General features: G+C 57.6%; 31 protein-coding genes. 10 read left to right on the forward strand and 21 right to left on the reverse strand.

Annotation, left to right across the window (positions count from 1 at the left end; translation table 11 throughout):
• Positions 1 to 12: 12 nt before the first annotated feature.
• The 3 genes from ABVR31_RS21040 to ABVR31_RS21050 all read right to left on the reverse strand — a co-directional run bounded on the left by ABVR31_RS21040 (position 13) and on the right by ABVR31_RS21050 (position 1,553).
• Positions 13 to 495: a GNAT family N-acetyltransferase gene (locus ABVR31_RS21040; protein ID WP_058758974.1), complete on the reverse strand. Its 483-nt coding sequence runs from the start codon at positions 493 to 495 to the stop codon at positions 13 to 15.
• A gap of 73 nt (positions 496 to 568) precedes the next feature.
• Positions 569 to 889 carry an AzlD domain-containing protein gene (locus ABVR31_RS21045; protein WP_021508856.1) on the reverse strand — a complete coding sequence of 107 codons (321 nt, stop codon included), beginning with the start codon at positions 887 to 889 and terminating at the stop codon, positions 569 to 571.
• Positions 879 to 1,553, reverse strand: a complete 675-nt coding sequence (locus ABVR31_RS21050; protein ID WP_058758973.1) for an AzlC family ABC transporter permease — start codon at positions 1,551 to 1,553, stop codon at positions 879 to 881. Before ABVR31_RS21050 ends, ABVR31_RS21045 begins: the two co-directional genes overlap by 11 nt.
• A gap of 102 nt (positions 1,554 to 1,655) precedes the next feature.
• On the opposite strand from ABVR31_RS21050, the gene ABVR31_RS21055 reads away from it, so the two are divergent.
• Together ABVR31_RS21055 and ABVR31_RS21060 are read left to right on the forward strand one after the other, a co-directional pair.
• Entirely contained in the window at positions 1,656 to 2,204 is a 549-nt protein-coding gene (locus tag ABVR31_RS21055) for a helix-turn-helix domain-containing protein (RefSeq protein WP_058758972.1), read from the forward strand.
• 108 nt (positions 2,205 to 2,312) lie between these two features.
• On the forward strand, positions 2,313 to 2,834 hold the full coding sequence (locus ABVR31_RS21060; protein ID WP_058776198.1) for a GNAT family N-acetyltransferase: 522 nt from the start codon (positions 2,313 to 2,315) through the stop codon (positions 2,832 to 2,834).
• Here the strand turns inward: ABVR31_RS21060 and ABVR31_RS21065 are convergent.
• The 4 genes from ABVR31_RS21065 to ABVR31_RS21080 are packed head-to-tail and all read right to left on the reverse strand — an operon-like array spanning position 2,831 to position 7,470.
• A complete protein-coding gene (locus ABVR31_RS21065; protein ID WP_372774747.1) occupies positions 2,831 to 4,231 on the reverse strand; it encodes an ABC transporter ATP-binding protein in 1,401 nt (466 codons plus the stop codon). The genes ABVR31_RS21060 and ABVR31_RS21065 overlap by 4 nt on opposite strands.
• The gene (locus ABVR31_RS21070; protein WP_081049434.1) at positions 4,231 to 5,007 is read right to left on the reverse strand and encodes an ABC transporter permease; all 777 of its coding nucleotides are present in this window, start codon (positions 5,005 to 5,007) and stop codon (positions 4,231 to 4,233) included. The genes ABVR31_RS21065 and ABVR31_RS21070 overlap by 1 nt, the downstream gene beginning before the upstream one ends.
• 2 nt (positions 5,008 to 5,009) lie before the next feature.
• Positions 5,010 to 5,945, reverse strand: coding sequence for an ABC transporter permease (locus tag ABVR31_RS21075; protein ID WP_059009332.1), 936 nt, complete (start codon positions 5,943 to 5,945; stop codon positions 5,010 to 5,012).
• Entirely contained in the window at positions 5,938 to 7,470 is a 1,533-nt protein-coding gene (locus tag ABVR31_RS21080; protein WP_315659907.1) for an ABC transporter substrate-binding protein, read from the reverse strand. The genes ABVR31_RS21075 and ABVR31_RS21080 overlap by 8 nt, the downstream gene beginning before the upstream one ends.
• Before the next feature lie 200 nt (positions 7,471 to 7,670).
• On the opposite strand from ABVR31_RS21080, the gene ABVR31_RS21085 reads away from it, so the two are divergent.
• Complete coding sequence (locus ABVR31_RS21085; RefSeq protein WP_021508848.1) at positions 7,671 to 7,856, forward strand: tautomerase family protein; 186 nt, start codon at positions 7,671 to 7,673, stop codon at positions 7,854 to 7,856.
• 12 nt (positions 7,857 to 7,868) lie between these two features.
• On the opposite strand, the gene ABVR31_RS21090 is transcribed toward ABVR31_RS21085, so the two are convergent.
• From ABVR31_RS21090 to ABVR31_RS21105, 4 genes are all read right to left on the reverse strand, one after another.
• The gene (locus ABVR31_RS21090; RefSeq protein ID WP_315659910.1) at positions 7,869 to 8,627 is read right to left on the reverse strand and encodes an ABC transporter ATP-binding protein; all 759 of its coding nucleotides are present in this window, start codon (positions 8,625 to 8,627) and stop codon (positions 7,869 to 7,871) included.
• Positions 8,624 to 9,655 carry an iron ABC transporter permease gene (locus tag ABVR31_RS21095; protein WP_288423615.1) on the reverse strand — a complete coding sequence of 344 codons (1,032 nt, stop codon included), beginning with the start codon at positions 9,653 to 9,655 and terminating at the stop codon, positions 8,624 to 8,626. The genes ABVR31_RS21090 and ABVR31_RS21095 overlap by 4 nt, the downstream gene beginning before the upstream one ends.
• A complete protein-coding gene (locus ABVR31_RS21100) occupies positions 9,652 to 10,668 on the reverse strand; it encodes an ABC transporter substrate-binding protein (protein WP_372774749.1) in 1,017 nt (338 codons plus the stop codon). Before ABVR31_RS21100 ends, ABVR31_RS21095 begins: the two co-directional genes overlap by 4 nt.
• A 242-nt stretch (positions 10,669 to 10,910) precedes the next feature.
• Positions 10,911 to 11,720 (reverse strand): SDR family NAD(P)-dependent oxidoreductase, encoded by an 810-nt coding sequence (locus tag ABVR31_RS21105; RefSeq protein WP_058758964.1) that lies wholly within the window; start codon positions 11,718 to 11,720, stop codon positions 10,911 to 10,913.
• Positions 11,721 to 11,750: 30 nt separating this feature from the next.
• On the opposite strand from ABVR31_RS21105, the gene ABVR31_RS21110 reads away from it, so the two are divergent.
• Positions 11,751 to 12,155 (forward strand): helix-turn-helix domain-containing protein, encoded by a 405-nt coding sequence (locus ABVR31_RS21110; protein WP_220094766.1) that lies wholly within the window; start codon positions 11,751 to 11,753, stop codon positions 12,153 to 12,155.
• 83 nt (positions 12,156 to 12,238) lie between these two features.
• On the opposite strand, the gene ABVR31_RS21115 is transcribed toward ABVR31_RS21110, so the two are convergent.
• Positions 12,239 to 12,646, reverse strand: a complete 408-nt coding sequence (locus ABVR31_RS21115; protein ID WP_372774423.1) for a winged helix-turn-helix transcriptional regulator — start codon at positions 12,644 to 12,646, stop codon at positions 12,239 to 12,241.
• Positions 12,647 to 12,730: 84 nt separating this feature from the next.
• On the opposite strand from ABVR31_RS21115, the gene ABVR31_RS21120 reads away from it, so the two are divergent.
• Together ABVR31_RS21120 and ABVR31_RS21125 are read left to right on the forward strand one after the other, a co-directional pair.
• Positions 12,731 to 13,669: an aromatic alcohol reductase gene (locus tag ABVR31_RS21120; protein ID WP_372774425.1), complete on the forward strand. Its 939-nt coding sequence runs from the start codon at positions 12,731 to 12,733 to the stop codon at positions 13,667 to 13,669.
• Between the two features lie 337 nt (positions 13,670 to 14,006).
• Positions 14,007 to 15,830, forward strand: a complete 1,824-nt coding sequence (locus ABVR31_RS21125; RefSeq protein ID WP_372774427.1) for a methyl-accepting chemotaxis protein — start codon at positions 14,007 to 14,009, stop codon at positions 15,828 to 15,830.
• Between the two features lie 75 nt (positions 15,831 to 15,905).
• Here ABVR31_RS21125 and ABVR31_RS21130 read toward each other — a convergent pair whose 3' ends face one another.
• Together ABVR31_RS21130 and ABVR31_RS21135 are read right to left on the reverse strand one after the other, a co-directional pair.
• A complete protein-coding gene (locus tag ABVR31_RS21130) occupies positions 15,906 to 16,796 on the reverse strand; it encodes an EamA family transporter (RefSeq protein ID WP_222952217.1) in 891 nt (296 codons plus the stop codon).
• A complete protein-coding gene (locus ABVR31_RS21135) occupies positions 16,793 to 18,004 on the reverse strand; it encodes an MFS transporter (RefSeq protein ID WP_372774430.1) in 1,212 nt (403 codons plus the stop codon). The genes ABVR31_RS21130 and ABVR31_RS21135 overlap by 4 nt, the downstream gene beginning before the upstream one ends.
• A 127-nt stretch (positions 18,005 to 18,131) precedes the next feature.
• Between ABVR31_RS21135 and ABVR31_RS21140 the strand changes: the two genes are divergently transcribed.
• Complete coding sequence (locus tag ABVR31_RS21140; protein WP_222986921.1) at positions 18,132 to 18,617, forward strand: helix-turn-helix domain-containing protein; 486 nt, start codon at positions 18,132 to 18,134, stop codon at positions 18,615 to 18,617.
• Positions 18,618 to 18,636: 19 nt separating this feature from the next.
• Here ABVR31_RS21140 and ABVR31_RS21145 read toward each other — a convergent pair whose 3' ends face one another.
• The 3 genes from ABVR31_RS21145 to ABVR31_RS21155 form a co-directional block, all read right to left on the reverse strand.
• Entirely contained in the window at positions 18,637 to 18,948 is a 312-nt protein-coding gene (locus tag ABVR31_RS21145; protein ID WP_278427202.1) for a cupin, read from the reverse strand.
• 214 nt (positions 18,949 to 19,162) lie between these two features.
• The gene (locus ABVR31_RS21150; RefSeq protein WP_021508836.1) at positions 19,163 to 19,465 is read right to left on the reverse strand and encodes an EthD family reductase; all 303 of its coding nucleotides are present in this window, start codon (positions 19,463 to 19,465) and stop codon (positions 19,163 to 19,165) included.
• Between the two features lie 12 nt (positions 19,466 to 19,477).
• On the reverse strand, positions 19,478 to 20,224 hold the full coding sequence (locus ABVR31_RS21155) for an SDR family NAD(P)-dependent oxidoreductase (RefSeq protein ID WP_372774433.1): 747 nt from the start codon (positions 20,222 to 20,224) through the stop codon (positions 19,478 to 19,480).
• Positions 20,225 to 20,344: 120 nt separating this feature from the next.
• Between ABVR31_RS21155 and ABVR31_RS21160 the strand changes: the two genes are divergently transcribed.
• A complete protein-coding gene (locus tag ABVR31_RS21160) occupies positions 20,345 to 21,199 on the forward strand; it encodes a LysR family transcriptional regulator (protein ID WP_372774435.1) in 855 nt (284 codons plus the stop codon).
• A gap of 25 nt (positions 21,200 to 21,224) precedes the next feature.
• Here ABVR31_RS21160 and ABVR31_RS21165 read toward each other — a convergent pair whose 3' ends face one another.
• Positions 21,225 to 22,145, reverse strand: a complete 921-nt coding sequence (locus ABVR31_RS21165; RefSeq protein ID WP_372774751.1) for a LysR substrate-binding domain-containing protein — start codon at positions 22,143 to 22,145, stop codon at positions 21,225 to 21,227.
• 87 nt (positions 22,146 to 22,232) lie between these two features.
• Here ABVR31_RS21165 and ABVR31_RS21170 point away from each other — a divergent pair, with 87 nt between their 5' ends.
• Positions 22,233 to 22,535: a carboxymuconolactone decarboxylase family protein gene (locus tag ABVR31_RS21170; RefSeq protein WP_372774437.1), complete on the forward strand. Its 303-nt coding sequence runs from the start codon at positions 22,233 to 22,235 to the stop codon at positions 22,533 to 22,535.
• Between the two features lie 5 nt (positions 22,536 to 22,540).
• A complete protein-coding gene (locus ABVR31_RS21175; protein WP_372774439.1) occupies positions 22,541 to 22,939 on the forward strand; it encodes a tautomerase family protein in 399 nt (132 codons plus the stop codon).
• 92 nt (positions 22,940 to 23,031) lie between these two features.
• On the opposite strand, the gene ABVR31_RS21180 is transcribed toward ABVR31_RS21175, so the two are convergent.
• Genes ABVR31_RS21180 through glnP form a run of 3 tightly spaced genes read right to left on the reverse strand, consistent with a single transcriptional unit; the run spans position 23,032 to position 25,455 of the window.
• Entirely contained in the window at positions 23,032 to 24,054 is a 1,023-nt protein-coding gene (locus tag ABVR31_RS21180; protein ID WP_372774441.1) for a C45 family autoproteolytic acyltransferase/hydolase, read from the reverse strand.
• A gap of 19 nt (positions 24,055 to 24,073) precedes the next feature.
• Complete coding sequence (gene glnQ / locus ABVR31_RS21185; RefSeq protein WP_031279957.1) at positions 24,074 to 24,796, reverse strand: glutamine ABC transporter ATP-binding protein GlnQ; 723 nt, start codon at positions 24,794 to 24,796, stop codon at positions 24,074 to 24,076.
• A gap of 2 nt (positions 24,797 to 24,798) precedes the next feature.
• Positions 24,799 to 25,455: a glutamine ABC transporter permease GlnP gene (gene glnP / locus ABVR31_RS21190; RefSeq protein ID WP_021508828.1), complete on the reverse strand. Its 657-nt coding sequence runs from the start codon at positions 25,453 to 25,455 to the stop codon at positions 24,799 to 24,801.
• Positions 25,456 to 25,497 lie beyond the last annotated feature (42 nt).

The raw sequence follows: 25,497 nt of genomic DNA on the forward strand, positions 1-25,497 counted from the left end.
TACTCACTATCCCTAATCATAGCTGCAAAGCCTGAGCTGCATTTCTATACACGCTAAATCCGCACCGGCCAGCGAAGAGGGATAAAGCGCCTCGCGCAGCGTGCTGAAACCGTGACGTAAATAAAAACCACTGGCATTCGGTGTCGCAGCCAGTGTCAGGTGGCTGAACGCGCGACGGCGTGCTTCAGCAATAATGGCGTGCATAATCGCACTGGCATAGCCTTTACCGTGGCAGGCTGGCAAAGTAAAAATCGCTTCAACGCTGCCGCTTTGCAGATCGAGAAAGCCGGTCGCAGCCACACCGTGCTTTGCATCATCAATCACATAAAAAGGATTATTTTTCACGGCATCGTAGTAAGCATGCGGTAATTCGTCCGGCGTCCATGCGGCAATGATCTCAGCGGAGTAAACCTCACGACAGCCATGCCGAATGGCCAGATTACGGATTCGCCATAGCGCCGGTGTTTCATCAATGTGGGCTAGTCGCGGCGTCATCTTTACTCCTGTTGAGCTAACTGCGGACTTGCCACAGTAGCAAAAAAACGTGATGAAAAGATAACGCCGCCGCTTACGGTACGCCAAAATAGCGCAGCAGCGCCGTCATCACCGCCGCACCGATGATTACCAGGATCAATGGCGCGCGACGCCAGGCGAGAAACACCGCGAACAACACGCCGGTCAGTCGCGCAACGCCGGCGAAATCGGTGCCCTCAAACAGCGCGGTGGTGACAGCGACAGCCAGCAGCAGCACCGTTGCCGCGTCGGACAGCATGTTGCGCACCCGTTCCGACATGTGCATCCGGCTGCCCAGCCGGTAACCGGCAAAGCGAATCGCATACGTGCCTGCAGCCAGCAGCGCGATGCCGGCAATCACTAAACTATTTTGCATCTTTGCGCTCCCGCCAGCTCAGCAAACCGAGTAAAGAAAACAGCACCGGCATACCGGCTGGCACAAAAGGCGTTGCCAGCACGGAAAGTAGCGCCCCGAGGGTGGCCGGAATGCGCGTGCGACGCTGGCGCAGCGCCGGGAAAATCAGCGCGATCAGGATGGCCGGAAACACCGCGTCCAGGCCAATCGCCGACACATCAGGAATAAAGCGTCCAATCACCGCACCGGCAATCACCGTGAGCGGCCAGATGGCAAAAATACCCAGTCCGCAAACCCAGTAAGCCGCCCGACGCTGCGCCAGCTTCGGCTGTGAAATACCGAACACCACGCTCTCGTCATTCATGATATGGCAGCCCAGCAGACTGCGTCCGCCCTGCCCGACCAGGTCTTTCACCGCAATGCCAAACGGCAGATGACGTGCGTTGACCAGTAAACCGGCTGCGGCAGCGGTTAGCGGACTGCCGCCGCCTGCCACGATGCCGATAAATAAAAACTCGGATGCCCCCGCCAGCACCAGCGTCGAGAGCGCAATCGGCACCCAGAGCGGAAAGCCGTCGGCAGCGGCGAGAGAACCATAGGAAAGGCCAACGATGCCGTCGGCCAGACAAACAAGGAAGATCGCTTTCAATACGCCGCGATCAAGCGGTACGGCACCCAGACGCATCACAATTTGATCTCATAACGAACAAGAAAGACGTTATAATGAACGCACCGTACGTGTTTTACAAGATGAACAAAACGTTCGATATAAAGAACAGGAGTAATTGTGACCCCGCCCATTGCTATCATTGCCGCCGGACTGGTGCGCGAACGCCAGCGCGCCGGACTTTCGCTGACGGAAGTGGCGCGCCGCGCTGGCATCGCCAAGTCAACGCTGTCGCAGCTGGAGGCAGGCAATGGTAACCCCAGCATTGAGACGTTATGGTCACTGTGTGTGGCGCTGAATATTCCATTTGCACGGCTGATGGAGCCGGAAGTGAAAAAGATGCAGGTGATTCGGCGTGGCGAAGGCATGGTGGTGTCAGCAGAGTTAGCAGACTTTCAGGCCGCGCTACTGGCAAGTTGTCCGCCGGGCGGCCGCCGCGATCTGTATCTGATTACCAGCCAGCCCGGCGCACCGCGCGCCTCAAAACCGCATCCACCGGGTTCAGTCGAACACATCATCCTGGCACGCGGCCGCGCGCGGGTTGGCCTGATGGAAGCGCCGGTCGAACTGTTCCCGGGCGATTATATTTGTTATCCCGCCGATGAACCGCACATCTTCGAGGCGCTCGAAGCCGACACCATGGCGGTACAGTTGTCAGAGCAGAATTAAAGAAATTTCGCTGCGCCTGAATATCACAATTTCCTATGACTAATGCGGATGATTGCGCTGCGGCGCGGTGGCATGCTGTCAGCATCATTGGCAGAACGGCAGGAACATATGGACATTATTCCCGCGCAGCCGCATCACGCGGCGGCGATTCAGAAGATCTACGCCTGGCACGTGCTGCACGGCACCGCAACCTTCGAAACGGAACCGCCGGCGGAGAGTGAAATGCTGCGGCGCATTAATGACGTGCATGAGCGCGGCGGTTACTGGCTGGTGGCTGAGGAGCAGGATCAGGTGCTGGGTTACTGCTATCTGGCGCCGTATCGTCCGCGTTATGCCTACCGCTTCACGCTGGAAGACTCTATCTATCTCGACCCGCAGCAAACCGGACGCGGTATCGGTAAAGCGCTGCTGCAAAAAGCGGTGGCGCTGGCCGAAGCCGCTGGCTTTCGCCAGATCATCGCGATTATCGGTGACAGCGCCAACCAGGGCTCGCTGGGAGTACACCGGGCGCTCGGTTTTGAGCACACCGGCGTGATGAAATCGGTGGGTTACAAACATGGCCGCTGGCTGGACACCGTGGTAATGCAGCGGAGTCTCGGGCCGGGTGACAGCCAGCCGCCCGATCGCTAAGCCGCTTCCATGGCAATCACCCGATGCGTGCCTTTCTCCAGCAGATCGCGGTCATGACTCACCAGCAGCACCGCGCACTGCTGCTCGCGCGCCAGTTCCACGATCAACTGCCATGTTTGCTGCTGCACCAGCGGATCGAGGCGTGACGTCGGCTCATCGGCAAACAGAAATACCGGCCGCAGTAGCATCACCCGCAGCAGCGCGAAGCGCTGCAGTTCGCCGCCGGAGAGCGCCTCTGGTCGCCGCGTCAGCAGCGCGGGATGCAAGGCCAGCCGTGCCATGAGCGCATCGCGCTGTGCCGGCGGGAGAGCGTGACGCCGCAGCACATCGTTGATGCTTTGCCCCAGCGTGCGCTGCGGCGGAAACAGCGCGGAAGGATCCTGATAGATTTTCTGATATTTCAGCGCATCCGTATCAGCGTGGTGCATTACGCGGCCCTGCTGCGGCGCGAGCAACCCTAACAGCACGTCGCCGAAGCTGCTTTTGCCGCTGCCGCTGGCACCGTGCAGGCCAACGATTTCACCGGCGTGCAGCGTGAAATCGCGTGGCACACCCAGCCTTTTGCCCCCGCGCGCCAGCATAATGTCCTGGGCGCTGATCACCGGCCTGGCACCAATCACCGTTTGTTGTCGGGCGGGCCAGACGGCCGGATCGGCAGCCAGCAGCGCGCGTGTGTATGGCTGCTGCGGTGACTGCAACACCTGCTGCGCCGGGCCCTGTTCAATCACGCTGCCTTTATGTATCACCAGCACATCGCCGCCCAGCTGGCGTGCCAGGGCGATGTCGTGGGTGATGGTCAACAGCATGCCGCCGTCGGCCACTTCGCGCTGTAACAGCTGGCTGACTTCGTCGCGGCGCGCCACATCCAGCCCTTTGGTCGGCTCATCGGCAATCAGAATCTGCGCGCCACCGGCACGGGCTGCCGCAAACGCGGCGCGCTGTGCCATGCCGCCGGAAAGCTGCCACGGATAACGCCGTGCCGCCGCGGCCAGACCAAGCTGCTGCAGATCCTGCTGCGCCGCTGCAGCGCTGGCGGCGGGCGGCAAACCGCGCACGAAGCGATGCCCTTCCGCCACCTGCTGCTGAATCGCCATGGTCGGATCGAGCGACAACCACGGCTCCTGCGGTAGCGAAGCCAGCGTATTGCCCCACAGCCGACGCAGCTGCGCCGTATCCTGCGGCAGCTGAAAGCGTCTGCCGTTGATCATCACCTCACCGCTGGCCTGCAGCGACGGCGGCAATATCCCCATAATCGCCTGCGCCAGCAGACTTTTCCCCGATCCGGTTTCGCCGAGCAGCGTCAGCGGCCGACCGGGTTGTAGCCGCACATCCACCGGCTCAACCAGTGTTTCAGTCGCTGTGGCAACGCTCAGCCCGGTGATCTGTAATCCCTTCATCATCGCTCCTTTTTCATCAGCAGATTGAGGCTGATCAACAGTAAAAACAGTGCGGCTACCGGCTGCATCAGCAGCCACGGCGCTTCCCACGCAAACGGCAGCAGTTCGGTCATCATCAGGCCCAGCTCCGGCGTGGGCGGACGCACGCCAACGCTGATAAACCCGAGCGCCGACACCGCCATGATGGCGCTGCTGAAAGAGAACAAGGTTAGCGTCAGCAGCACCGGTGCCAGCGCAGGCCACAGATGATGACGAAAACGATACCAGGCAGAGAACCCGAGCAGTTTGCTGGCCTGCATACCGGGCGCCTGCACAATTGGCCGCAGCGTGGCACGCGTGACGCGGAAAAATTCCACCCACAGCACCAGCGAAATGCCCAGCCACAGCATTTGCGGCGCATCTGGCGCAATGGCGGCCAGCAGCAGTACCAGCAGTAATCCCGGCAGCGCGAGGCACATATCGCCGACGATGCTCAGTAATCGCTCCGGCCAGCCACCGTACAGCGCACTGAGCACACCGGTGAACACGCCCGCTATCAGCGCACTGATCACGCACAGGGCTGCCAGCCCGAGTGACAGACGCAGCGCGGCGCTGAGGCGCGTTAACATATCGCGACCGAGATGGTCGAAACCGAGCAAATGGCTGCGGTTCGGCGTCTGCAACATTTGTAGCAAATCCTGCTGTAGCGGATCGCCGTGCTGAATCAGCGGCAGCACAAACGCGTAAGCCAGCAGCGCCGCCAGCAGTACCAGACCCACCCAGCGTGAAAGCGTCATCTTCATGCGCGCGCCCCCCGGGGATCGAGCAGATGACAACCGGCATCCACCAGCATGTTCAGCAGGACAAACAGCAGGCCGAGCGTCATGGCGCTGGCCTGAATTACCGGCACGTCACGCGCAAAAATGGCGTGCACCAGAGCGTGACCGATTCCCGGCCACGCAAACAGGGTTTCCACCACCACCACGCCTTCCACCAGCCAGACAAACTGCATGCCAAACCACGTCAGCACCGGCGCGCTCAGATTACGCAGGCCGTGACGCAGCAGCAGGCGCGCGGGTGACAGTCCCTTTTGCGCTCCCCAGCGATAGTAGCCGGACGACACCACCTGCCAGGTGGCTTCGCGCACCACGCGCACGCCGACAGCCGTCAGCGACAATGCCAGCGTCAGTGCCGGCAACAGGAAATGGCGCAGCTCGCCGTGACCGGCGCTCGGCAGCCAGTCGAGTTGCAGCGCGAACAGCAGGATCAGCAGCATGCCGAGTGCAAAATGCGGCACCGATTTCAGCAAGGCGGTCAGCCAGAACAGCGCACGGTCAAGCCGGCCGTTGGCGTGGCAACCGGCCCAGATGCCGAGCGGCAGCGTCAGCAGTAACGCCAGCAGCAGCGAGACGCCCGCCAGCGCCAGCGTCTGGCCCAGCTGCCAGCGCAGCTCATCCATCACCGGCTCACCGGAAACCAGCGAGCGGCCAAAGTTAAACTGCAGCAGATCGAAGAGCCAGTGCAGCAGCGCACTGCCGCCGCTAAGCGCTCCATCCAGCTCCTGCTGTACCCGCGCCACCGCGTCGGCATCGACGCGATCATAACCATAGCGCCCCGAGGCGATGCGCCACGCCATGTCGCCCGGCAGCGCCTGCACCAGCAGCCAGGTCAGTAATCCTACCGCCAGCACCACGAACAGCGCCTGCGCCATGCGCCAGCTGAGTTGTTTAATCATGGCTCCCCCAGTGCATCTGGCGCAGGCCGAAGTGGCGTTCAAACGGATCGAGCTTAACGCCCTGCAGCTGGCTGTTAACCGCCGCCGACTGCTGATACCAGGCCAGCGGAATCACCGGCAGATCCTGTTGCAGCGCGCGGGTGAGGACGCTGCGCGCCCCGGCGCGGGCTGCGCCATCGGTGGATTGCGTCAGCGTGTGGAGCGCCGCGTCGAAGCCTGACGCATGCCAGTTCATCGCCCCCCAGTCACCGCCGTGGGTGCCATAATCCTGCAGCAGCGTTCCGGTCGGATCGGGCGTCAGGGCAAAGTTGCGCGCAAACAGCGCCAGCTGCAGACGGTTATTGTGGTGCTGCGCCGGGATCTCGCTGGCGTTGGTCGCGTTGATTCGCACGTCTATGCCAACCTGACGCAGCTGCTGCTGAATCACCATCGCCATCAGCGGCAGCTCAGGGCGATCGGGATAGGTCAGCAGCGTCAGGCTGAAGCGCTGGCCGTTGCGTGTCAGTACGCCATCCGCGCCGCGTTGCCAGCCGGCCGACTGTAATAACTGAGCAGCCTGCTGCGGTTGATAGTGCAGCGGCGTGAGTGCCGTGTTGTGCCACTCTGCCATGTTAGGGGGAAACAGCTGGCTGGCTGCGCCCGGATAACGCAGCACCGCCTGCGCCAGCGCGTTACGATCGATCGCCATGCTGATCGCCTCACGCACCGGCAGTTCCGCCAGCAGCGGATCGGCCAGATTAAGCTTCAGCATCAACGTGCGCGGCACCGGAATCGCCGGAATGTGCAGCGACGCTTTGCGTGCCAGCCGCTGCCGGCTGGCGGCATCAAGGTTAAACACGTAATCTGCATCACCGCTTTCTGCCAGCAGCGCACGGGTTTCCGCGCGGCCGGTCGCCAGATAACTGGCGGCGGCAATCGCCGGTTTCTCGCCCCAGTAATCCGCGAAGCGCGCCACCGTCAGCGACTGCGGCGGCTGGAAGGAAGTGAGCGTAAACGGCCCGCTGCCAATAATGCGCGTGATGTTGCCCTGCGCATCCCAGCTGGCCAGTGCGAGGATTTGCGAGCGGCTTTCCGCCAGGACTGACAGCAGCGGCGTGAAGGGTTCACGCAGCGTGATGGTGACAAGCTGCCCTGCCCCGCTGATGTCGGCGATTGGCGTTTTGTCCAGTAAGCCCGCTTTGCCGCGTGCGGTGTTGAGTGATTTCACCACGGCAACCGCATCCAGCAGCGAGCCATCGTGAAAATGCACGCCGTCGCGCAGCTGGAACTGCCAGCGCAGCCCATCGTCAGAGACCTGCCAGCGCTGCGCCAGCGCCGCCACCGGCTCACCGCGTTCGTTCACTTCTACCAGCGTTTCAACCACATCCATGCGCAACAGAATGTCGCCGGAGAGCGCCGGATCGCTGCCTTTAATTTCAAACGGTGCGGCAATCCGCACCGGTTTTTCGGGTGTGCTCGCCGCCACAACGGCGCAGGAAGCCAGGCCGAGCGCCGCAGCGATCAGCAAATTTTGCATTGATTTCATTAAATTTTCCGAATAAACCGTTACACTATCATCGAATCAATTACGTTATAACATAACAATTCACACTTTAACACACGGCGTTTGCAGGGAATTCGTCAGCCGCTTGTTGCCTTTTAACCGTCGCGACAGGTTAACGCTGCGCGCGGCAGCCTGGCTGAGGTATGCTTGAGAAGAACTCTAACCCGTGAGGAAACGCCGTTATGCCAGAGATTGTCGTTTATGCTGCGGAAGGCCGTAGCGTTGAGCAGAAGAAAAAGTTACTCAAAGCCATCACCCAGGCGGTGGTGGATTCGTTTGAGATCGATGCTGATGTGGTCACCGTGTCGATTATCGAAACGCCGAAGCATCATAAATCCAAAGGCGGCGTGCCGTTCGACGAGCGTTAAGATCAGCCCGGTTCAGGCGTACTGAATATTCATGGAGCCGCGCTCGCTGCGGTTGACGATGGCCTCGACCTGCCACGTCCGCTGAATCAGGGCAGGCGTCAGCACGGCGGCGGGCTCACCGCTCGCCACCACTTGCCCGTGCTGCAGCACCACCAGATGCTGGCAAAATTTTGCCGCCAGATTCAGATCGTGCAGGGCCACAATCACCGTGACCGGCAGTGCGGCAATCAGCCGCATCAGCTCAAGCTGAAACTGAATATCCAGATGGTTAATCGGCTCATCCAGCAACAGGATATCCGGCTGCTGCGCGAGCGCACGCGCGATCTGGCAGCGCTGGCGTTCGCCACCGGACAGCCGCTGCCACGACCGCCCGGCCAGCGCATCCAGTTTCATCAGCGACAGCGCGTGCTGCACTGCCGTTTCATCTGCCGTCCGCCACGGGCTGAACGCATTGCGATGCGGCGCCCGCCCCAGACGCACGATGTCGCTGACGCACATCTCAGCTTCCATTTCGGCATGCTGCGGCACGAAGGCCAGCGTACGGGCACGCTGCCGCCGGCTGAGTTGGTTCAGCCGCGTGCCGCCCATCTCCAGCCCGTTATAAGCACAGGGCAGAACGCCCGCCAGCGCACGGATGAGCGTCGATTTGCCCGAGCCATTAGGGCCGAGCAACCCGACCGTTTGTCCCCGCTGCGCCGCAAAACTGATGTCAGATAACACGCTGCGCGCCTGTAGCGTCACGCTGAGTTTATCCACCGCGACATATTTCATGATTTCTCCCGGTTGCGATACAGAATCAGGGCGAACACCGGAGCGCCGACTAGCGCCGTCACTACGCCTATCGGCAGCACCTGATGGGTGATTAACGTGCGCGATACCAGGTCGGCAATCACCATGAAATGGCAGCCGCCCAGGAATGCGAGCGGGATCGTCACCAGATGACGCGGCCCGGCAATCATGCGGGTGATATGCGGGATCACCAGCCCGACAAAACCGACCGCGCCAATCGCGCTGACGATTACCGCCGTCACTAACGCAGTGGTCAGCAGTAATACGATGCGCACCGCTGAAACCTGCGTGCCCAGCGTCGCGGAAACTTCCGCGCCAAACGAGAAGGTATCCAGCGCGCGCGCATGGTAGAGCACAGTCAGCAGACCGGCGAGGGTTACGGCAAAACACAGTAATGCATCTGCCCAGCGCACGCCGCTCAGGCTGCCGAGCAGCCAGAACATTACGCCGCGCGACTGCTCAGCATTGGCCGCCGTGCTGACAATGTAAGCGGTCAGCGCATTAAATAATTGCGTCCCGGCAATACCGGCCAGAATGATGCGCGCGGTGTTTTCCCGCATGCCGCCGGAGAGCAGAACAATCAGCATAAATGCAAGACAGGCACCGCCAAACGCGCCGGCACCGGTGGTGATGGCCCCGCCGCCGATGCCAAGCAGCATCACGCACACCGCGCCGGTTGATGCACCGGCGGAAATCCCCAGCAGATAAGGGTCGGCCAGCGAATTGCGCAGCAACGACTGCAACACCATCCCACACAGTGCCAGGCCGCCGCCGCTGCTCGCCGCCATCAGCGCGCGGCTCATGCGGTATTGCCAGACGATGCCGGCTTCCAGCGCCGGCAGGTCGTAATGGGTGATGCCAAGACCATTGGTGATGGCCTGCGCGGTCAGGGTAAAGCTGATCGCGACATCGCCGGTTGCCGCGGCCAGCGTCATCATCACCGGCAGGCTGAGCGCGCCCGCAGCAATCAGCAGGCCGGTGCGCCAGTAACAGAAAGCGTGAGCGCTCATCGGGCAGGTTTGAAGGCAGCGATCTGCTGACCGATCACCTCTACAGCTTCCACATTGCGCAACGAGGGATTCAGTGACATGGCCGGTACCACCACAATGTGGCCGTTTTTCACCGCTGGCATTTCACGCGTCACCGGATCGCTTTGCAGAAAGTGTTTTTTAACCGCGACGTCATCGGCGGGATAGAGCCGCCGCGCCATGCTGGCAATAACGATGATGTCCGGCTGCGCGGAGACGATGTGCTCCCACGTGACCGCCGGCCACTCTTCGTCTGAATCGATAATGTTAGTCAGACCGAGCGTCTGGCTGATCCAGCCCGGTGCCCCTTTATTGCCGGCGACCCAGGGATCGCCTTTCAGGCGCGGGCTGGAAAACCAGTAAACCACCTTCAGTGGCGCTGACGGTGATTTGTGCAGCTGCTGCTGAACCTGTGCTATACGAGCGGCCAGCTGCTGTTTGAGCGCTTCGCCACGCGCCGGCACATCAAAAATGCGCGCCAGCGCGCTGATTTCAGCAAAAATCACCTCGATCCCATACGGTGTGGTGCGTGCACCGTCGCTATTGGACGTGGTGGTGACGGCTTTGCCGATGCAGTCGGCAGGCGAAATCCAGGTTCGGATGCCGAGCTGTTCAAACTGTTCACGCGTGGCGACTTCACCCTGCGGCCCGACGTGCCAGCTGTACTGCGCCAGCACCAGCTCCGGGCGCTGCGCCACCACCGCTTCAAAGCCTGGGGCGTTATCGGCCAGCCGTTTAAGCTGGCTGCCCTGCCCTTGCAAATCGGCGGGCAGCGCGCCAAACCACACCGAGGTTGCGGCAATTTTATCTGCCAGACCGAGCGCCAGCAGCAGTTCCGTTTCATGCTGGCCAACGGTGACGACGCGCGCAGGCGGATGAGCGAAGGTCTCTTTGACACCGCAGTTATCAACGGTGAGCGGATAGTTACTGGCATTAGCATTGAATACAGGAAGCGACAGCAGCGCCGCAATAATCAGGGAGAGCGAGTTTTTCATCATGGTACTTTCATTGTTACGTTATAACATAACAATATGCATGACCAGGTGTGGACTGTCAATAAACAGGATTGGGCATACCGACCGGGACTGCGCGCATCATGAAGAGGATGACGTTAGGGTATGAGCAGGGCTGCAACAGCAGCCCGCCCAGTTCTGATAATTAAATCGGCTCTGATGATGTCATCGAATGAAGTAGTAGCTGAAACAGAGATTTTATTCAGGATGTTGTGCGGCTGGCTTTAAAGTCCGGGCCACATACCGCCATCAAGCCTTAAATTTGAACCCGTTATGTAACCCGACAACGGGCTGGCCAGAAAGGTGATGGCGTCCGCTATTTCTTTGAGCGTCCCTACGCGCGCCATGGGCACATTGGCATACAGGGGCAATACGGCCTGTTCAATATCTTCCCATGGCGCGTCAGCTGAAAGCCCTGCATCTTTGGCCGTTTGACGAAATGCTTTTTCGAGGCTTGCACTATGAATAGTACCCGGTGAGAGAGTATTTACGGTTACGCCATCGTGTGCGACCGCTTTTGCCAGCGATGAGGTCATGGCAATAATCCCTGCTTTAGCAGCAGCATAATCCGGACGCCTGGCGGGAGGCATCAACGCTGCCAGGCTCGAAATATTAATGATTCTGCCCCATTTTTGTTCACGCATCCCAGGAAGAAAAAGATTAATGACACGTAAGGCTGAAAGGACGTTTTTATCATACCCAGCCGCCCAGGTTTCTGGCAAAGAAGACGTCCAGTCCTCTGTGGGGCCGGAGCCACCCGCATTATTAACAACAATATCAACGGATTGTACAAGCGAACAGACTTGCTGATAAAGCAGTTGAATATCTGCCTCACGGGTTAAATCTCCCGTTACTGCGTATGCTTGTCCACCTTGCTTTATGATATCGCTGGCGATATTTTCAGCTTTAGCTGGATCCCGGCCATGTATAATAACGCGGGTGCCTTCAGCGGCAAGCCCTCTGGCTACCGCTTCTCCAATACCTTTGGTGCTACCCGTTATCAGAGCAATTTTGCCGTCGAGTTTCAGATCCATTACTGTTCTCCAGAATACGTGAAAAATCTATTGGAAAATAAACTGATGAATGAATCAATTACGCACCTGAAAGTGCCTGTAGGCGATGAGGAGAAAACACGTTGTCTCGGACCAGAAGGTTCGGTCGCTTATGTCACACAATGTTTAACTATTATTTCCGGCAGATGGACACTGCAGATTTTATTCAGATTATTTGCGGAGCCTGTGATGCGTCACTCGCAATTCATGAAGAGTATGCCGGAGATATCGCATAAAGTCCTGACTCAACATCTGCGCAAGCTTGAACGTGATGGGCTGATAACCCGCACTGATTTTGGTGAACAGCCCCCACGTGTTGAATACGCACTCACGCATGCAGGCCATAATCTGATGCCCGTGCTGCTCTCAATGCGTGAATTCTCACGAGACAACCTGTCAAAACCGGGACAGGATTAATAGTGCAAAAAAAATTGCACTATTGGCAGCAGGGAAATAATCACGCATCCTCAGCAAGGTCGTCATCACGCAATTTAATGCCATTACTGATGAGGAGTATCAAACGTGATCCTGCTTTGCTTAAAATAGTCGGCCGACGAAATAATCCACGCCCAGAGCGGCATCATTTTCATCATCATTTCTTCGCCCGCGTCCGTGGCCGTATAGACGACACGCGGTACTTTTTCCTGATAATCACAACGGGATATAAGGCCGTCACGCTCAAGCGTACGCAGTGTGCGCGTCAGCATTCGTTGTGTGACACCTTGTAGTAAACGACCAATTTCTGCATGGCGCAACGGTCCATGGGTGACCAGAATATGCAATACACCCAGCGACCAGCGATTGCCGGCGTGTGAAAGAATTTCACGCTTTAATGTTTCATCATCGTGACTCAACGCCTCACAAAATTGTCTGGAAAACTGCAGCAGGGCTTCGCGATTGGGTTCCATCTCTCCTCCGGTATCACGGGTGTACCTGATTGAATCAGGGTTTGTCCGCTGTCAGGATGACGGATATAACCTAAGGAGACAAGCATGCTACCCGTTGATCAACATGTCGAAAATATTCTTATCCTCGGCGCAGGAGAATTAGGCATGGCGGTGTTAAACGCCATGGCTAAAAAAGTGCAGCAGCATCCGCTGATCAAAATAAGTGTATTACTCAGAAGCGAGGCTGCACATGCCACGTCCGGCCCACTTAAAACCCGGCTGGATGCGCTGCAAAAGCTAAATATCACGGTGGTGGAAGGCGACCTGCAGAAAAATAGCCTGAGCGAACTCTCAGCATTATTTCGCACTTATGATGCCATCATTAATTGCAGTGGTTTTGTCGGCGGGCCGGGAACGCAGCTCAGAATCACTCAGGCCGTGCTGAAGGCGGGTGTCGCCCGCTATTTTCCCTGGCAGTTTGGCGTGGATTATGACGTTATCGGCAAAGAGAGTGGGCAACCGGTGTGGGATGAGCAGCTTGAAGTGCGCCACCTGCTGCGCGCCCAAAGCAACACTGACTGGGTAATTGTTTCGACCGGTATTTTTACCAGCTATCTGTTTGAACCCGATTTTGGCGTGATCGATGCCGGGAATAAAACGGTTTATGCCCTCGGCGACTGGAACTATGCCCTGACACTCACCACGCCAGACGATATCGGGCAGCTGACAGCCGATATCTTCTTTCATCAGCCCGCTTTTCAGAACGACATTGTTTATATCGCTGGCGATACGCTGACTTACGCAGAGCTGGCTGACCTGATGCAATCTCACTGGCAAAGCGCGGTCAGGCGAGTATTACTTAGCCGGGAAAGGCTAAGGGAAGATGCAGAGCGTCATCCCCGTGACACTGGCGCGGCCTACCGGCTGGCCTTTGCCCGTCCGGACGGTGTGGCATGGCCTAAACAGGAGACGTTTAACTACCGCGAACACATTGCCACCACCAGCGCCGCTCAGTGGCTGACGAACCAGCCAGCGGAGTCCTGAGGATTTCAGGCGTAGCGAATGTCCTCAGGCGCAACGCCTGGCCTGAGGGCTATCGGGCCCTTCGCCTGAAATCCCGGCGCTTTGACAAACCGGCAGGTTGCGTCAATACTTTCCCCCGCACCGCTATCCGCCAAAATCAGTACCAGTCTAAAACAGAAAACCCGAGCTCCACGCCTGCCCTACCGTTGCAGCCCTTCCCCAAGCATAGCTCATCTAATAAATTTAGGTGATTATATGTTTTTTAATTATTTTAATTGAAATTAATCATCTCCCTGCCGATAACGCCATTGCCATCAGGCAAAAGCGTGGATAACAACAACCAGGGAGATTCACCTTAATGAAAAAAATACGTGTTTTTTTGGAAGATATCAGAGTCAGCAGAAAACTCATTCTCGGGTTTGGTGTGCTGCTTATTCTCAGCATTGCTGTAGCTTCCTGTGGCATCAAAAATCTGCACGACATCGCGGAACGTGCGGAAAAACTCAGCCAGTTGAAAGGCATCAACGATCAGTTTGCGCAGGCTAAAGATGCCCGCCTGCAATACGTAAAAACCCACGATGAAAAATTCATTGCCGACAACGAATCGCGACTGCAGGCGATTGAGGGCAGTATCAACCAGCTGAAAACCTGGCGATGGGATAGCGCGCAGACCGCGCTGATTGCCTCTCTGCCGGCTGCGATGAACCTTTATCGTCAGCATCGTGCAGAAACGGTGAACGAAGTGCATAAGCGCCAGAGCATTCTGCAGGCGCTGCGCTTCAGTGACGAAACCACGGCGGTTGCCGCGCTGGCCAGAAACTACGTCAGCACACAGCAGGATACGGCAACCGCGCTCAATGAAATCGCTAAATATCTGAATGGTATCAGTATTCGTGTAAAGCTGATGGCACTGGACAACAGTGAAGAAAACCGTCTGGCTTTGTCAGGCTTTATAGCTGAAACGATTCAACTCATTGACCAGGCTCGACCACGCCTGAGCGCTGATGACAGCAACGCGCTGGATAAAATTGCCGTAACGCTGGCGGCCAGACGCGACAGCGTGCAGGACTACAACGCCTCCGCGGAAGAAGAAGTGGAAGCGACCCGCCAGCTTGCCATCGCGGGCCTGCATCTGACCAATACCAGTAATCAATTATTTACCCAGCAGCTGGCCGCCACGCACCAGGATATCGCCCGGGCAATCCTGTGGATGTCGCTGATCCTGGCGGCGGCTGTGGTAATCAGCATTCTGATTGCGGTGTTTATCACCCGGCAGATTACCCGTCCTTTAGCGGTAACACTGAACGTCGCGCGGCAGATTGCGCAGGGAGATTTGAGCGTACAGCTGCAAACTTCGCGTAAGGACGAACTGGGCGAGCTGATGCAGGCGGTCGGTGAGATGAGCAACGATCTGCGCGGCATCATTGGTAACATTCGCAGCGGCGTGATGCAGGTCAGCCACGCTTCCGCAGAAATTGCCGCAGGCAATAACGATCTTTCCGCCCGCACCGAGGAGCAGGCGGCCGCGCTGGAGCAGACGGCAGCCAGCATGGAGCAGTTAACCGCTACCGTGAAGCAGAACGTGGAAAACATTCATCACTCCAGCGAACTGGCGCGTGCCACTTCGGAGAAGGCTAATCAGGGCGGCTCGCTGGTCAAAGGCGTGGTTGAAACCATGGACCAGATCAGTGCCAGCTCCGGCAAAATCGCCGAAATCACCACCGTCATTAACAGCATTGCTTTCCAGACCAATATCCTGGCGTTAAACGCAGCAGTAGAAGCAGCGCGCGCCGGTGAGCAGGGACGCGGCTTTGCCGTGGTCGCCAGTGAGGTGCGCAGTCTGGCGCAGCGCAGCGCTCAGGCGGCCAAAGAGATCGAAACCCTGATTGGCGAATCGGTCGCGCGTATCAGCAGTGGTTCACAGCTGGTGGGTCAGGCCGGTAAAACCATGGATGAAATTGTGCATTCCGTTGGCAACGTAACCAGCATCCTCGCCGAAATCGCGCAGGCATCCGATGAACAGAATCGCGGCATTTCGCAGATTGGCGTCGCTATCGTTCAGATGGACAGCGTGACGCAGCAGAACGCCGCGCTGGTGCAGGAATCATCGGCCGCCGCCAGCGCACTGCGCGATCAGGCGTCGACACTGGAAGGCTCAGTCGCGCGTTTCGTGGTGCGGTAAGCGGATTTTCACTGACAGAGAGAGCGGGCGGGATGCCTGCTCTTGTCGGATCACGGCTCATCAGCGGGCTGCCGATTACAGCGAATCCGACTGCGGAATGAAATAACGTTTGATGCGTTGTCCATACAACCCAACCGCCAGCCCGGTAATAATCAATACCAGCGCCACGATTTTCATCGGAGAAATAACTTCACCAAATATCATCATCGAACCGAGAATGCCGAATACCGGCACCAGCAGCGATAATGGCGCGACGGTGGAGACAGGATACTGCTTAAGCAATGAATTCCAGATCCAGTAGCCTAATAACGTATTGGGGTAGACCTGAAACAGAATGGATAATATCGCACGGGTATCCATATGGCTGATTAATGCGCTATAGCCCACGCTGCCATTAATTAATCCGTCCAGCAGAAAAAGCGGAAGCGGCGAAAAAGCGCTCGACCAAGCCAGAAACGCGAATACCTGCTTCGTGCCGGCTTTTTTCATGATGATATTGGCAATGCTCCAGGCTATGGCGCCTGCCAGCACCAGCAGCAACCCGGCAAACGTCACCGAGCCGTCGGTAATAAACACAATGCTCATCAATCCGCTGCATGCCAGCACAAAGCCAGCGATCTGATAGCGGCTGAGCTGTTCTTTAAACACATAACTGCCGAGCAGCAGAGTGAAAAAGGCACTGAACTGCAGCACCAGCGAGGCGATCCCCGCCGACAGCCCGGTTTTTATCCCCAGATTCACCAGGCCCCACAAGCCAATGCCGAATACCAGTCCGTAGCCAATCAGGTAGCGCCACGGGACGTCAGGTTTTTTAATAAAGAAGAGCGCCGGGATGGCACACAGCGTAAAGCGCAACCCTGCCAGAATAAACGGATCGATGGCGTGCAGCCCTAATTTAATCACCGAAAAATTAATGCCCCAGATGGCGGTAATACCGATGGCCAGCAGCAGGTGTGATAATTTCATGATTGACGTGTTCCATACCAGAGAATAAGTGCGCAGGCACTGACCAGTGCCCCGCCGCTGCACACGGCATACCATCCCCAGTGCGCATAGAGTTGAGTGGCAGTAATAGCGCCCAGCGCGCTGCCTGCCGCATAAAAACACATATAGGCACCGATAAGCCGGCTGGTGATAGCCGGTTTGCCGGCAATCAGCATGCTCTGGTTGATGACATGCACCGTCTGCACGGCGAAATCCAGCATGATCACACCAATAACAAGCAACAATAATGAGGCCTGCGCGAAGGCGATGGGGAGCCACGAGAGCGTTAGTAAAACCAGTGCGCATCCGCTGGCGCGCTGCCCGGTTCCCCGGTCAGCCCAGGCGCCACTTCTGGAAGCCGCCAGCGCTCCGGCTATCCCTGCCAGACCAAACAGCCCTGTTTGCGTATGGGAAAGCGACATGGCCGTGAGCGGCAAAACCATGGAACTCCACAACATGCTGAACGCGGCAAAAATCAGCAGAGCCAGCGCGCCGCGCTGACGCAACAAAGGCTCGGTGACGAAAAGACGCGGGACAGACCACAGCAGTCCGGCCACGGAAGTGGCTGTGGTCTGCGGACCGGCAGCAGGTATCACTTTCATCAGCAGCACGGTAATCAGCAGCATCAGCGCGGCTGAGGTCATATACACCGCCCGCCAGCCGGCGATATCGGCGATGATGCCAGAGACCAGCCGCGCCAGCAGTATGCCCATCACGATGCCACTGGTGACGCTGCCTACCACCTTGCCACGCTGAGCCGGTGCCGACAGGATAGCGGCCCACGCCACCACGGTTTGCGTCACCACCGCCATCAGCCCCACCAGCAGCATCGCCACCAGCAGCGCCAGCAAACTCTCTGCTAACGCCGCCGCGATCAGGGCCAGCACCGACAGCAGCAGGTGCGTGACCACCAGCTTTTTGCGATCAAAGCGATCGCCGAGCGGCACCAGCAAGAACAATCCCATGGCATAACCCGCCTGCGTTGCCGTGATGACCAGGCCGATGGTGCCGGGCGAAACCTGCAGCGTTGCGGAGATGGATTCCAGCAATGGCTGGGCAGAATAGACATTGCCGACAGCCAGCGCACAGGTCAGTGAGAACAGAAAAATGATGTGAGGCGACAGCACTGAGGTCGTCGCTGGCGAAAGAGGCGCCTCAGAGGTTGCAGGGGTATCACTGGTGCAAGTCATGTTGCATCCTTATGTGTTTTTTTTTTGAAACCGATTTATTCTATAAGTAGCAGCGGAGGTTTTTTTTTGCAACTTGTTTTGCTGAAGGCTATGCTACCGTCAGTAAATCAGCAGAGTGAGAGAGAAGATGGCAAAACAGGAAGCGCTCAGAACCAGCGAATGCCCGGTCGCCCGGACCGTGGAGGTGATTGGCGAACGCTGGTGTCTGATGATCATCCGTGAAGCGTTTGATGATGTGCGCCGCTTCAGTGATTTCCAGAAAAACCTTGGGCTGGCAAAAAATATCCTGGCGTCACGGCTGAAACTGCTGGTTGAGATCGGTGTGCTTGAGAGTTGTCCGGCGTCAGATGGCAGCGCCTACAAGGAATATTTGCTGACCGAACGGGGACGAGCCGTCTTCCCAATCGTCGTGGCGATGCGCCAGTGGGGAGAGCGTTATTTGTTTGAAAAAGGCGAGACTCACTCGGTATTGCTGGATAACGCCAACGGCGAACCGTTACCTGAACTGGCCGTGTATTCTGCCCGGGGAGAACGGCTCGATCCCGCCGACTGTCATCGCCGGCGCGTCATAGCCGGTAATCGCGCCGATCAGGCTTCGTCGATCGTGAAATAACCGGGGTTGAGGCGTCGCATTAAACCGATCCCGCTTGTTCAATCACCAGCACCCGAGCTACGCCCTGCGGATGTGCCACGTGTTCAGTGCCTTCGCTGGCATAGAAAATATCGCCGGTGGTTAATCGTTGAGTTCTCACTTCGCCCGCTTGTTTATAGAACATGTCAACGCAACCATCCATAACGGCAAACACCTCTTGTCCATCATTGATATGCCATTTATAGGGTTGATCGGTCCAGTGCAGTTTAACGCTGGTGTTATCAAAGCTGGCAATATGCTGAGAGTCCCAGGCTTTGGAACCCGTAAATTCTCTGCTGCTGTAAAAATTCATGTTTGCGTCCTGTGTGCTGCTGCGGTGATAGCTCACACATGAAATAGCAAAAGGCAGCGCCACGTACCAGATTCAGGGATTGGTTTGTCCTGATTTGGCACCAGCGCGTCCCGTTTTTGCTGCCGGGATGCCTGCTTAATGCACAATGCGTTCATTAAGCAGGCTATCAAACCGGTGAATGGAGGACATAACCGCGCGGCGGCGTCGCTGCCGTTCAGAAGGGAATGAAATGGCTGCGAATCACCGTGGTGGCGTCGGTAAAATGCACCACATCGGCCATCACCCTTTTGGTTTGTTCGGACTCCAGCGCCCGGTTGACATCCTGCTGACAGGCAAACGTGTAAACACCGATCGAGAGCCAGCCGCTGCGGTCTGAAGCGGGATAGAACGCTTCCGCCGAAATGAGCCCATAATCCTGCCAGCACGCCAGCGCCAGCGGCAGGTGCGTGTGGGTATAATAGTCGCGGTCAAAGCGATGGGTTTCATCGCCGACGCACACCACCATCATCTGATGCATCCTTTTCTCCCGTTAACGCATGCCGCCTGACGCCATCATCACCTCGCCCGTCACCCATCCGGCATCGTCGGAAGCGAGATAAGCCACAATCGGCGCAATATCCTGCACCTGGCCAATACGGCCAAGCGGTGTCTGGCTTTCGTTCCAGCGCTGAAACTCCGATCCCATCGCGCCGGTGCTGTGCGTGCCTTCGGTTTCGATTAACCCCGGATTGACCGCGTTGACGCGGATGCCGCGCGGACCGAGTTCGCGCGCCAGCACGCCGGTAATGGCATCAATCGCGCCTTTGCTGCCGCTGTAGATAGCGCTCTCCGCCAGAAATACCCGCGTCACAAATGAGCTGATATTGATAATGCTGCTGCCCTCGCCCAGATGTGGCACGGCGGCGCCTGTCACCAGCAGCGGCCCGAGCACATTGATGTCAAACTGCTTGCGATACAGCGCTTCGCTGCTCTCTTCGATCTTCGCAAACTGATACACACCGGCATTGTTCACCACAATGTCCAGCCGGCCAAACTGCGCGAGGGTAGATTGAATGAGCGCCTCAACCTGCGGCTGATCGGTGACATCCGCTGCCAGCGCCACCGCCGTGCCACCGGCGGCCTCAATAGCGGCGACCACCTTATCCGCCCCGTTTTTATCCGCGGCATAGTTGACGACGATCTTTGCACCGTCGGCGGCCAGCTGGCGGGCAATCGCCGCACCAATGCCTTTAGATGCGCCAGTTACGAGGGCAACTTTGTCCTGAAGCTTTTTCATGTTCTGCAATCCTCAATCAGTTCAGTCTGGATGATACCGTTATGGTGATAGCTACAAAGTTGTTTGAGAACTGCCATTTTTGTATATTCGACGTTCATTTTTGAACGGGGGGGAAGCGCAATGGAATGGAGCGATGTACGGATCTTTCTGGCAGTGATGCGCAGCGGATCCTATGGCGAGGCCGCGCGCCGGCTCGGCGTCAGCCATCCGACCGTGGGTCGTCGCATTAAGGTGCTGGAAGCGCAGGCCCATCAGGCGCTGTTTCGCCGCACGCCGGATGGCCTGGTGTTAACCGATGCCGGTGACACCATGCTGGGCCTGGCGGAAAGCATGGAAAATGCTGCGCTGGCGATGGAGAGACGACTGGCGGGCAATCACCCGCGACTGGAAGGTATTTTACGCATCTCCTGTGCCGAGTGGTTTGCCACCGCCGTTCTGGCGCCGGTACTGAGCGAGCTGACACAGCGCCATCCCGCTATCGTGCCGGAAATTATCGCCAGCTACCGTTTGCTCAATCTGTCGCGGCGCGACGCCGACGTGGCTTTTCGCATTGTGCCTTTTACCGAGCCGGATATCGTCCAGCGGCGCCTGATGAGCATGCCCTATGCGTTATACGGCACGCTTGAAAATGCCCGCGCATTGCAACACGATCCCGCATCAGTGGGGCTGATCCTGATGAATACCGCGCAAGCGCATTTTCCGGACGTCGTCTGGCTGCTCGATCAATTTCCACAGTCACGGCGGACTTTTACCAGCACCAGCCGGGCGGTGCAGGCGCAGATGTGCCGGCGCGGCATGGGCGTGGCGGTGTTACCCCAGCCGCTGGGCGATGCCACCGATGGACTGCAGCGGATTCCCACCCCGCAGCCGCCGCCTTCGCGCGATATCTGGGTAGGCTATCATCAGGATCTGCGGCACATGGATCGCCTGCGCGCCATGCTGGATATCGCCGATGCGCTGCTGATTGCGAACTAACTGTCGCAGGGATTAGCGCAGCAATTCAGGCGGGCCTCAGACCCGGTAACGGCTCTATGCTGCGCAGCGCATTTTCCATCAGTCTGGCCAGCAGGTTTTGCGCATTCGGTTCAGTCTGGCTGCCACTTTTTTGTTCCAGCGTAACGCCCAGCGCGCCCAGCGGCGGCAAAACATTGCCGGCGCTCACCAGATTAGCGGGCATGCCGACCCGCGTGCGCACGGTGATCCCCAGACCGGCCCGCACCGCCGCCCAGATGCCGCTCAGGCTATGGCTGACAAACACGATTCGCCATGCAATGCCCGCCCGGTCCAGACTGTCGATGGCGCGCGAGCGCATCAGGCATGGATTATCAAACATCACCAGCGGCAGCGGTTCGCCCTGGCTTATCATCGCGCTGACGTCGCAGTCGGGGTGAGCGATCCACTCCAGCGGGAACTGGCCGATCAACACGCCTTTACGCTGCAGCGGTTGTGCCTGCCACAGCAGCGCCATATCAAGAGCATCGCTGTCCAGCGCTGCAAGCAGCTCCTGATTACGCGCCACGCGGGCGATGATCTGCAGCCCGGGATGGTGACGTGTAAATTCGCCCAGAATACCGGGCATCAGGGTGTCGCCAAAATCTTCCTGCATGCCCAGGCGCACTTCCCCCTGCAGCCCTACACCGCTGAAGGTGCACAGTGCTTCGTCGTTCAATGCCAGCAGACGACGGGCATAACCCATCATCACTTCCCCCTCACGGGTTAACGCCAGATGACGCCCGCTTTTCACCACCAGCTTGCTGCCACATTGCTGTTCCAGCTTTTTTAGCTGGGCGCTGACCGCCGAAGTGGATCGACAGAGCCGCACGGCGGCCTGCGCAAAACTGCCACACTCCATGCCGATGACAAAACTGCGTAGCGCATCCAGATCCAGCGTCTGAGCTAACTTTTGCATAATCGTCCTGATTTATGGGATGAATGACGGTGTTTTATTTGATTTTCAGGATGGTTATGTTTCGCCACAATCGCGGCTGAGTCAATACGGAGAAACATCATGGCAAAAACACTTGATAGTAAAACGCTGGCGCGCATCGCGCCAAAGCTGGCCGAACTCAGTCAGCAGGTTCTTTTCGATGACATCTGGCAACGTGACGCGCTTACGCCGCGCGAACGCAGCCTGATTACGCTGGCCACACTGACGGCGCTGGGGCGAGTGCAACAGCTACCGTGGCATATCGAATTCGCGCAACAAAATGGCCTGGCACGAGAAGAGATCGTCGAAGTGTTCACCCATCTGGCCTTCTATGCCGGCTGGCCGGCGGCAGTGTCAGCGCTAAGCTGTCTGGAAGAGGCGTAACCCTCATGCCTTTTACCCGCATCATACTGCGTCAGGGTTATAGCGACGCGCAATTAACGCAGATTTCCGACATCCTGCAACAGAGCCTGGAGGACGAATTTGATGTTCCACCCGGCGACCGCTTTCAGGTATTTGAAGAACTGCCGGCGCGGCTAAGGGTATTTGATCGCCACTATAAAAGCCGCGGGCGTTCAGAGAATTTTGTTCAGTTCATGATTACTGCGGGCAAGCCGCGCAGCCGCGAACAGAAGCACAAGCTGTGTCGCAGATTGTGTCAGCAACTCTCGCAATCGCTGGATATCGATCCGCAGGATGTGATGGTGATTATTCAGTTTAATACCGTCGATGACTGGAGTTTCAGCGACGGATGTCTGATGTCCGAAGAAGCGCGTATTAAGAAGTAACATAGTCAGTATTGCTGGCAGCGCGGGTTAGCGCGCTGCCAGCAATCACTGTCCGGCTTCAGTGATGGGCGGTGGAGATTAAAAATACCACCTCATTGACGACCAGCAGATTGCAAAGCGGCGCGTTGCCGGTCGCGCGTGAAGATCTGCCACGTCACCGCGTCGTCACTCAGGGTAAAAACAGCCGTGGCGAGGGTATTTTCCTCATCCGGATCCTGCGGTGACAGCCGGTAAATCGGCAACGCTGCATCCTGCTGATCCGATAAAATCGCCTTAGCCGCCGCGCCATCTACCGCCGTTTGCGTCGTCAGCCATGTCTCCAGACGCTGCTGGCGCGAGCCGGAACTGGCGGTAACCACCTGTTCGACGGCGGCAAGCTGCGGGTGAATAAGATGGTTAGCGTGCCCGAAAGTCGCAGTCAGTGGGATCACTGAACAGCCTGAGCCTGTCGCTTCAATACTGATCAGGCGGCTATCGCCCTGCTGCCCCAGCGTATGGTGAAACGCGCCGGCGCGCGGTGTGGCGCTGAGTATGGCGATCGCTTCATCCAGCGTGGTCGCGTTCAGCGACGCGCGGGCGATGATCTGGCGCGGCATGCCATCCGGACGATGCTTTGCGCGAATGTTATTGACGGTATTAACGATGCCCTTCTCATTAACGGCAAAAGTGTGACCGCAAAGTGATGCCGGATAGGCGAAGCTGGTGAACGCGAGGCCGTCATCGGAGGTCACGGTGACCAGCGCACAGTCGTCACGCAGCTGGGGAAAGCCATCTTCGTTGTGCGCAATGATCAACTCCCCGCTGGCACTTTTCCCCGCCACCGTGGTGCAACCATCCGAAGTTGAACGCACCAGATCGCCCCGGCAGTTCCACGCAAACACCTCGTCAATCGGCGCCTGTAATCCTTCAGCCAGCCCTTCCAGCTCCTGCCAGATCAGCGGAAACTGGTGCTGGACCCGCGCGCGCATACTGCGGATTTGCTGCGTATCTTTCATGGCGGTAACCGTTTGCCAGAGACGGGTATGCGTGAGTTTGTTATGCCAGGCATCACGGCCAAAGTCACCGAGTTGCTGACCAATAACAAAAGCCGAACCACGGAAGTCGAGTTTTTTCATAGGGTTATTTCACTTCATTTCAGGATACATGTTGCAAAAATTCTTTCAGACGCGGATTACGGCTGGCAGTCAGCAGCATATCAGGTGGCCCATCTTCGGCAATGGTACCGCCATCAATAAAGATCAGCCGCGAAGCCACATCGCGGGCAAAGCCAATCTCATGCGTCACAATGACCATGGTCATGCCCTCTTCAGCCAGCGAGCGCATCACTTTCAGCACTTCATGACGTAACTCCGGATCCAGCGCGGAGGTCGGCTCATCGAACAGCATCATTTTCGGCCTGACGGCCAGTGCCCGGGCAATCGCCACGCGCTGCTGCTGGCCCCCTGAAAGTTCAGACGGATAGTGGCTGGCGCGATCGCGCAAGCCAACGCGCTCCAGCAGCGCCAGCGCCTGCTCGCGCGCCGCGGCTTTCGTTTGATGACGCACGCGAATCGGGCCGAACATCACGTTCTCCAGTGCAGTCAGATGCGGGAACAGGTGAAACTGCTGAAACACCATGCCGGCTTCACGGCGGATATCACATTCATTCGCATGCGGGTCGGTGATGTGCATTCCGGCGACCAGCAGCGTCCCGGATGAGATCTCTTCCAGTTTGTTGATGCAGCGTAACAGCGTTGATTTACCCGAGCCTGAAGGCCCAATAATCACCACCACCTCGCCAGCCTCAATTTTTAAATTGATATTGTGCAGGACCTGCGTGGCACCGAAATTTTTCGACACTGCGTTAAATTCAACCATGCTCATAAAATATGGATCCTTTTTTCCAGCTGCTTCAGTAAAAAGCTCAGGCATAACGTCACCAGCAGATAAATCATGGCGACCGCCGTCCACACTTCCAGCGCACGGAAATTACCCGCAATGATCTCCTGCCCCTGACGCGTCAGTTCTGCCACGCCAATCACAATAAACAGTGAGGTATCTTTAATACTGATAATCCACTGGTTACCCAAAGCCGGAATCATGCGGCGTAACGCTAAAGGCATAATGACATACCACAGCGTACTGCGCTGCGATAAGCCCATCGCCAGACTCGCTTCTTTAAAGCCTTTATTAATTGAGAGGATCGCGCCCCGGGTAATTTCAGCAATGTAGGCACCGGAGTTAATCACAATGGTCACGATCGCGGCGGTGACGGGATCAATTCTTATCGGCAACACCATCGGCAGTGCAAAATAGATAAACATTACCTGCACCATGATGGGCGTACCGCGAATAAGCTCGACAAAAATAAGTGACAGCGTTTTGGCGATTTTTCCGCCCAGAGCACGGCAGGTTCCCGCCAGTAAGCCAATAATAAAACCGCCCAGCAGACCTGACAGCGAAATAATCAAGGTCAGCTGCAGACCCTGCAGCAGTAGCGGCAGAGATTCCCAAATATATTTACTGTCAAAATTCATAATTTAACCTGTAAACGCTAAACAAGGCCGGAGGGCTCCGGC

Origin of the sequence: Pantoea sp. WEP (assembly GCF_041678305.1) — a bacterium.
GTDB lineage: Bacteria > Pseudomonadota > Gammaproteobacteria > Enterobacterales > Enterobacteriaceae > Pantoea > Pantoea dispersa.

Bases quoted from the DNA above. Each gene is read 5' to 3' on its own strand.
- ABVR31_RS21040 (WP_058758974.1), bottom strand. From the start codon at position 495: ATGACGCCGCGACTAGCCCACATTGATGAAACACCGGCGCTATGGCGA.
- ABVR31_RS21045 (WP_021508856.1), bottom strand. From the start codon at position 889: ATGCAAAATAGTTTAGTGATTGCCGGCATCGCGCTGCTGGCTGCAGGC.
- ABVR31_RS21050 (WP_058758973.1), bottom strand. From the start codon at position 1,553: ATGCGTCTGGGTGCCGTACCGCTTGATCGCGGCGTATTGAAAGCGATC.
- ABVR31_RS21060 (WP_058776198.1), top strand. From the start codon at position 2,313: ATGGACATTATTCCCGCGCAGCCGCATCACGCGGCGGCGATTCAGAAG.
- ABVR31_RS21065 (WP_372774747.1), bottom strand. From the start codon at position 4,231: ATGAAGGGATTACAGATCACCGGGCTGAGCGTTGCCACAGCGACTGAA.
- ABVR31_RS21070 (WP_081049434.1), bottom strand. From the start codon at position 5,007: ATGACGCTTTCACGCTGGGTGGGTCTGGTACTGCTGGCGGCGCTGCTG.
- ABVR31_RS21075 (WP_059009332.1), bottom strand. From the start codon at position 5,945: ATGATTAAACAACTCAGCTGGCGCATGGCGCAGGCGCTGTTCGTGGTG.
- ABVR31_RS21080 (WP_315659907.1), bottom strand. From the start codon at position 7,470: ATGAAATCAATGCAAAATTTGCTGATCGCTGCGGCGCTCGGCCTGGCT.
- ABVR31_RS21085 (WP_021508848.1), top strand. From the start codon at position 7,671: ATGCCAGAGATTGTCGTTTATGCTGCGGAAGGCCGTAGCGTTGAGCAG.
- ABVR31_RS21090 (WP_315659910.1), bottom strand. From the start codon at position 8,627: ATGAAATATGTCGCGGTGGATAAACTCAGCGTGACGCTACAGGCGCGC.
- ABVR31_RS21095 (WP_288423615.1), bottom strand. From the start codon at position 9,655: ATGAGCGCTCACGCTTTCTGTTACTGGCGCACCGGCCTGCTGATTGCT.
- ABVR31_RS21100 (WP_372774749.1), bottom strand. From the start codon at position 10,668: ATGAAAAACTCGCTCTCCCTGATTATTGCGGCGCTGCTGTCGCTTCCT.
- ABVR31_RS21105 (WP_058758964.1), bottom strand. From the start codon at position 11,720: ATGGATCTGAAACTCGACGGCAAAATTGCTCTGATAACGGGTAGCACC.
- ABVR31_RS21115 (WP_372774423.1), bottom strand. From the start codon at position 12,646: ATGGAACCCAATCGCGAAGCCCTGCTGCAGTTTTCCAGACAATTTTGT.
- ABVR31_RS21120 (WP_372774425.1), top strand. From the start codon at position 12,731: ATGCTACCCGTTGATCAACATGTCGAAAATATTCTTATCCTCGGCGCA.
- ABVR31_RS21125 (WP_372774427.1), top strand. From the start codon at position 14,007: ATGAAAAAAATACGTGTTTTTTTGGAAGATATCAGAGTCAGCAGAAAA.
- ABVR31_RS21130 (WP_222952217.1), bottom strand. From the start codon at position 16,796: ATGAAATTATCACACCTGCTGCTGGCCATCGGTATTACCGCCATCTGG.
- ABVR31_RS21135 (WP_372774430.1), bottom strand. From the start codon at position 18,004: ATGACTTGCACCAGTGATACCCCTGCAACCTCTGAGGCGCCTCTTTCG.
- ABVR31_RS21140 (WP_222986921.1), top strand. From the start codon at position 18,132: ATGGCAAAACAGGAAGCGCTCAGAACCAGCGAATGCCCGGTCGCCCGG.
- ABVR31_RS21145 (WP_278427202.1), bottom strand. From the start codon at position 18,948: ATGAATTTTTACAGCAGCAGAGAATTTACGGGTTCCAAAGCCTGGGAC.
- ABVR31_RS21150 (WP_021508836.1), bottom strand. From the start codon at position 19,465: ATGCATCAGATGATGGTGGTGTGCGTCGGCGATGAAACCCATCGCTTT.
- ABVR31_RS21155 (WP_372774433.1), bottom strand. From the start codon at position 20,224: ATGAAAAAGCTTCAGGACAAAGTTGCCCTCGTAACTGGCGCATCTAAA.
- ABVR31_RS21160 (WP_372774435.1), top strand. From the start codon at position 20,345: ATGGAATGGAGCGATGTACGGATCTTTCTGGCAGTGATGCGCAGCGGA.
- ABVR31_RS21170 (WP_372774437.1), top strand. From the start codon at position 22,233: ATGGCAAAAACACTTGATAGTAAAACGCTGGCGCGCATCGCGCCAAAG.
- ABVR31_RS21175 (WP_372774439.1), top strand. From the start codon at position 22,541: ATGCCTTTTACCCGCATCATACTGCGTCAGGGTTATAGCGACGCGCAA.
- ABVR31_RS21180 (WP_372774441.1), bottom strand. From the start codon at position 24,054: ATGAAAAAACTCGACTTCCGTGGTTCGGCTTTTGTTATTGGTCAGCAA.
- glnQ (WP_031279957.1), bottom strand. From the start codon at position 24,796: ATGGTTGAATTTAACGCAGTGTCGAAAAATTTCGGTGCCACGCAGGTC.
- glnP (WP_021508828.1), bottom strand. From the start codon at position 25,455: ATGAATTTTGACAGTAAATATATTTGGGAATCTCTGCCGCTACTGCTG.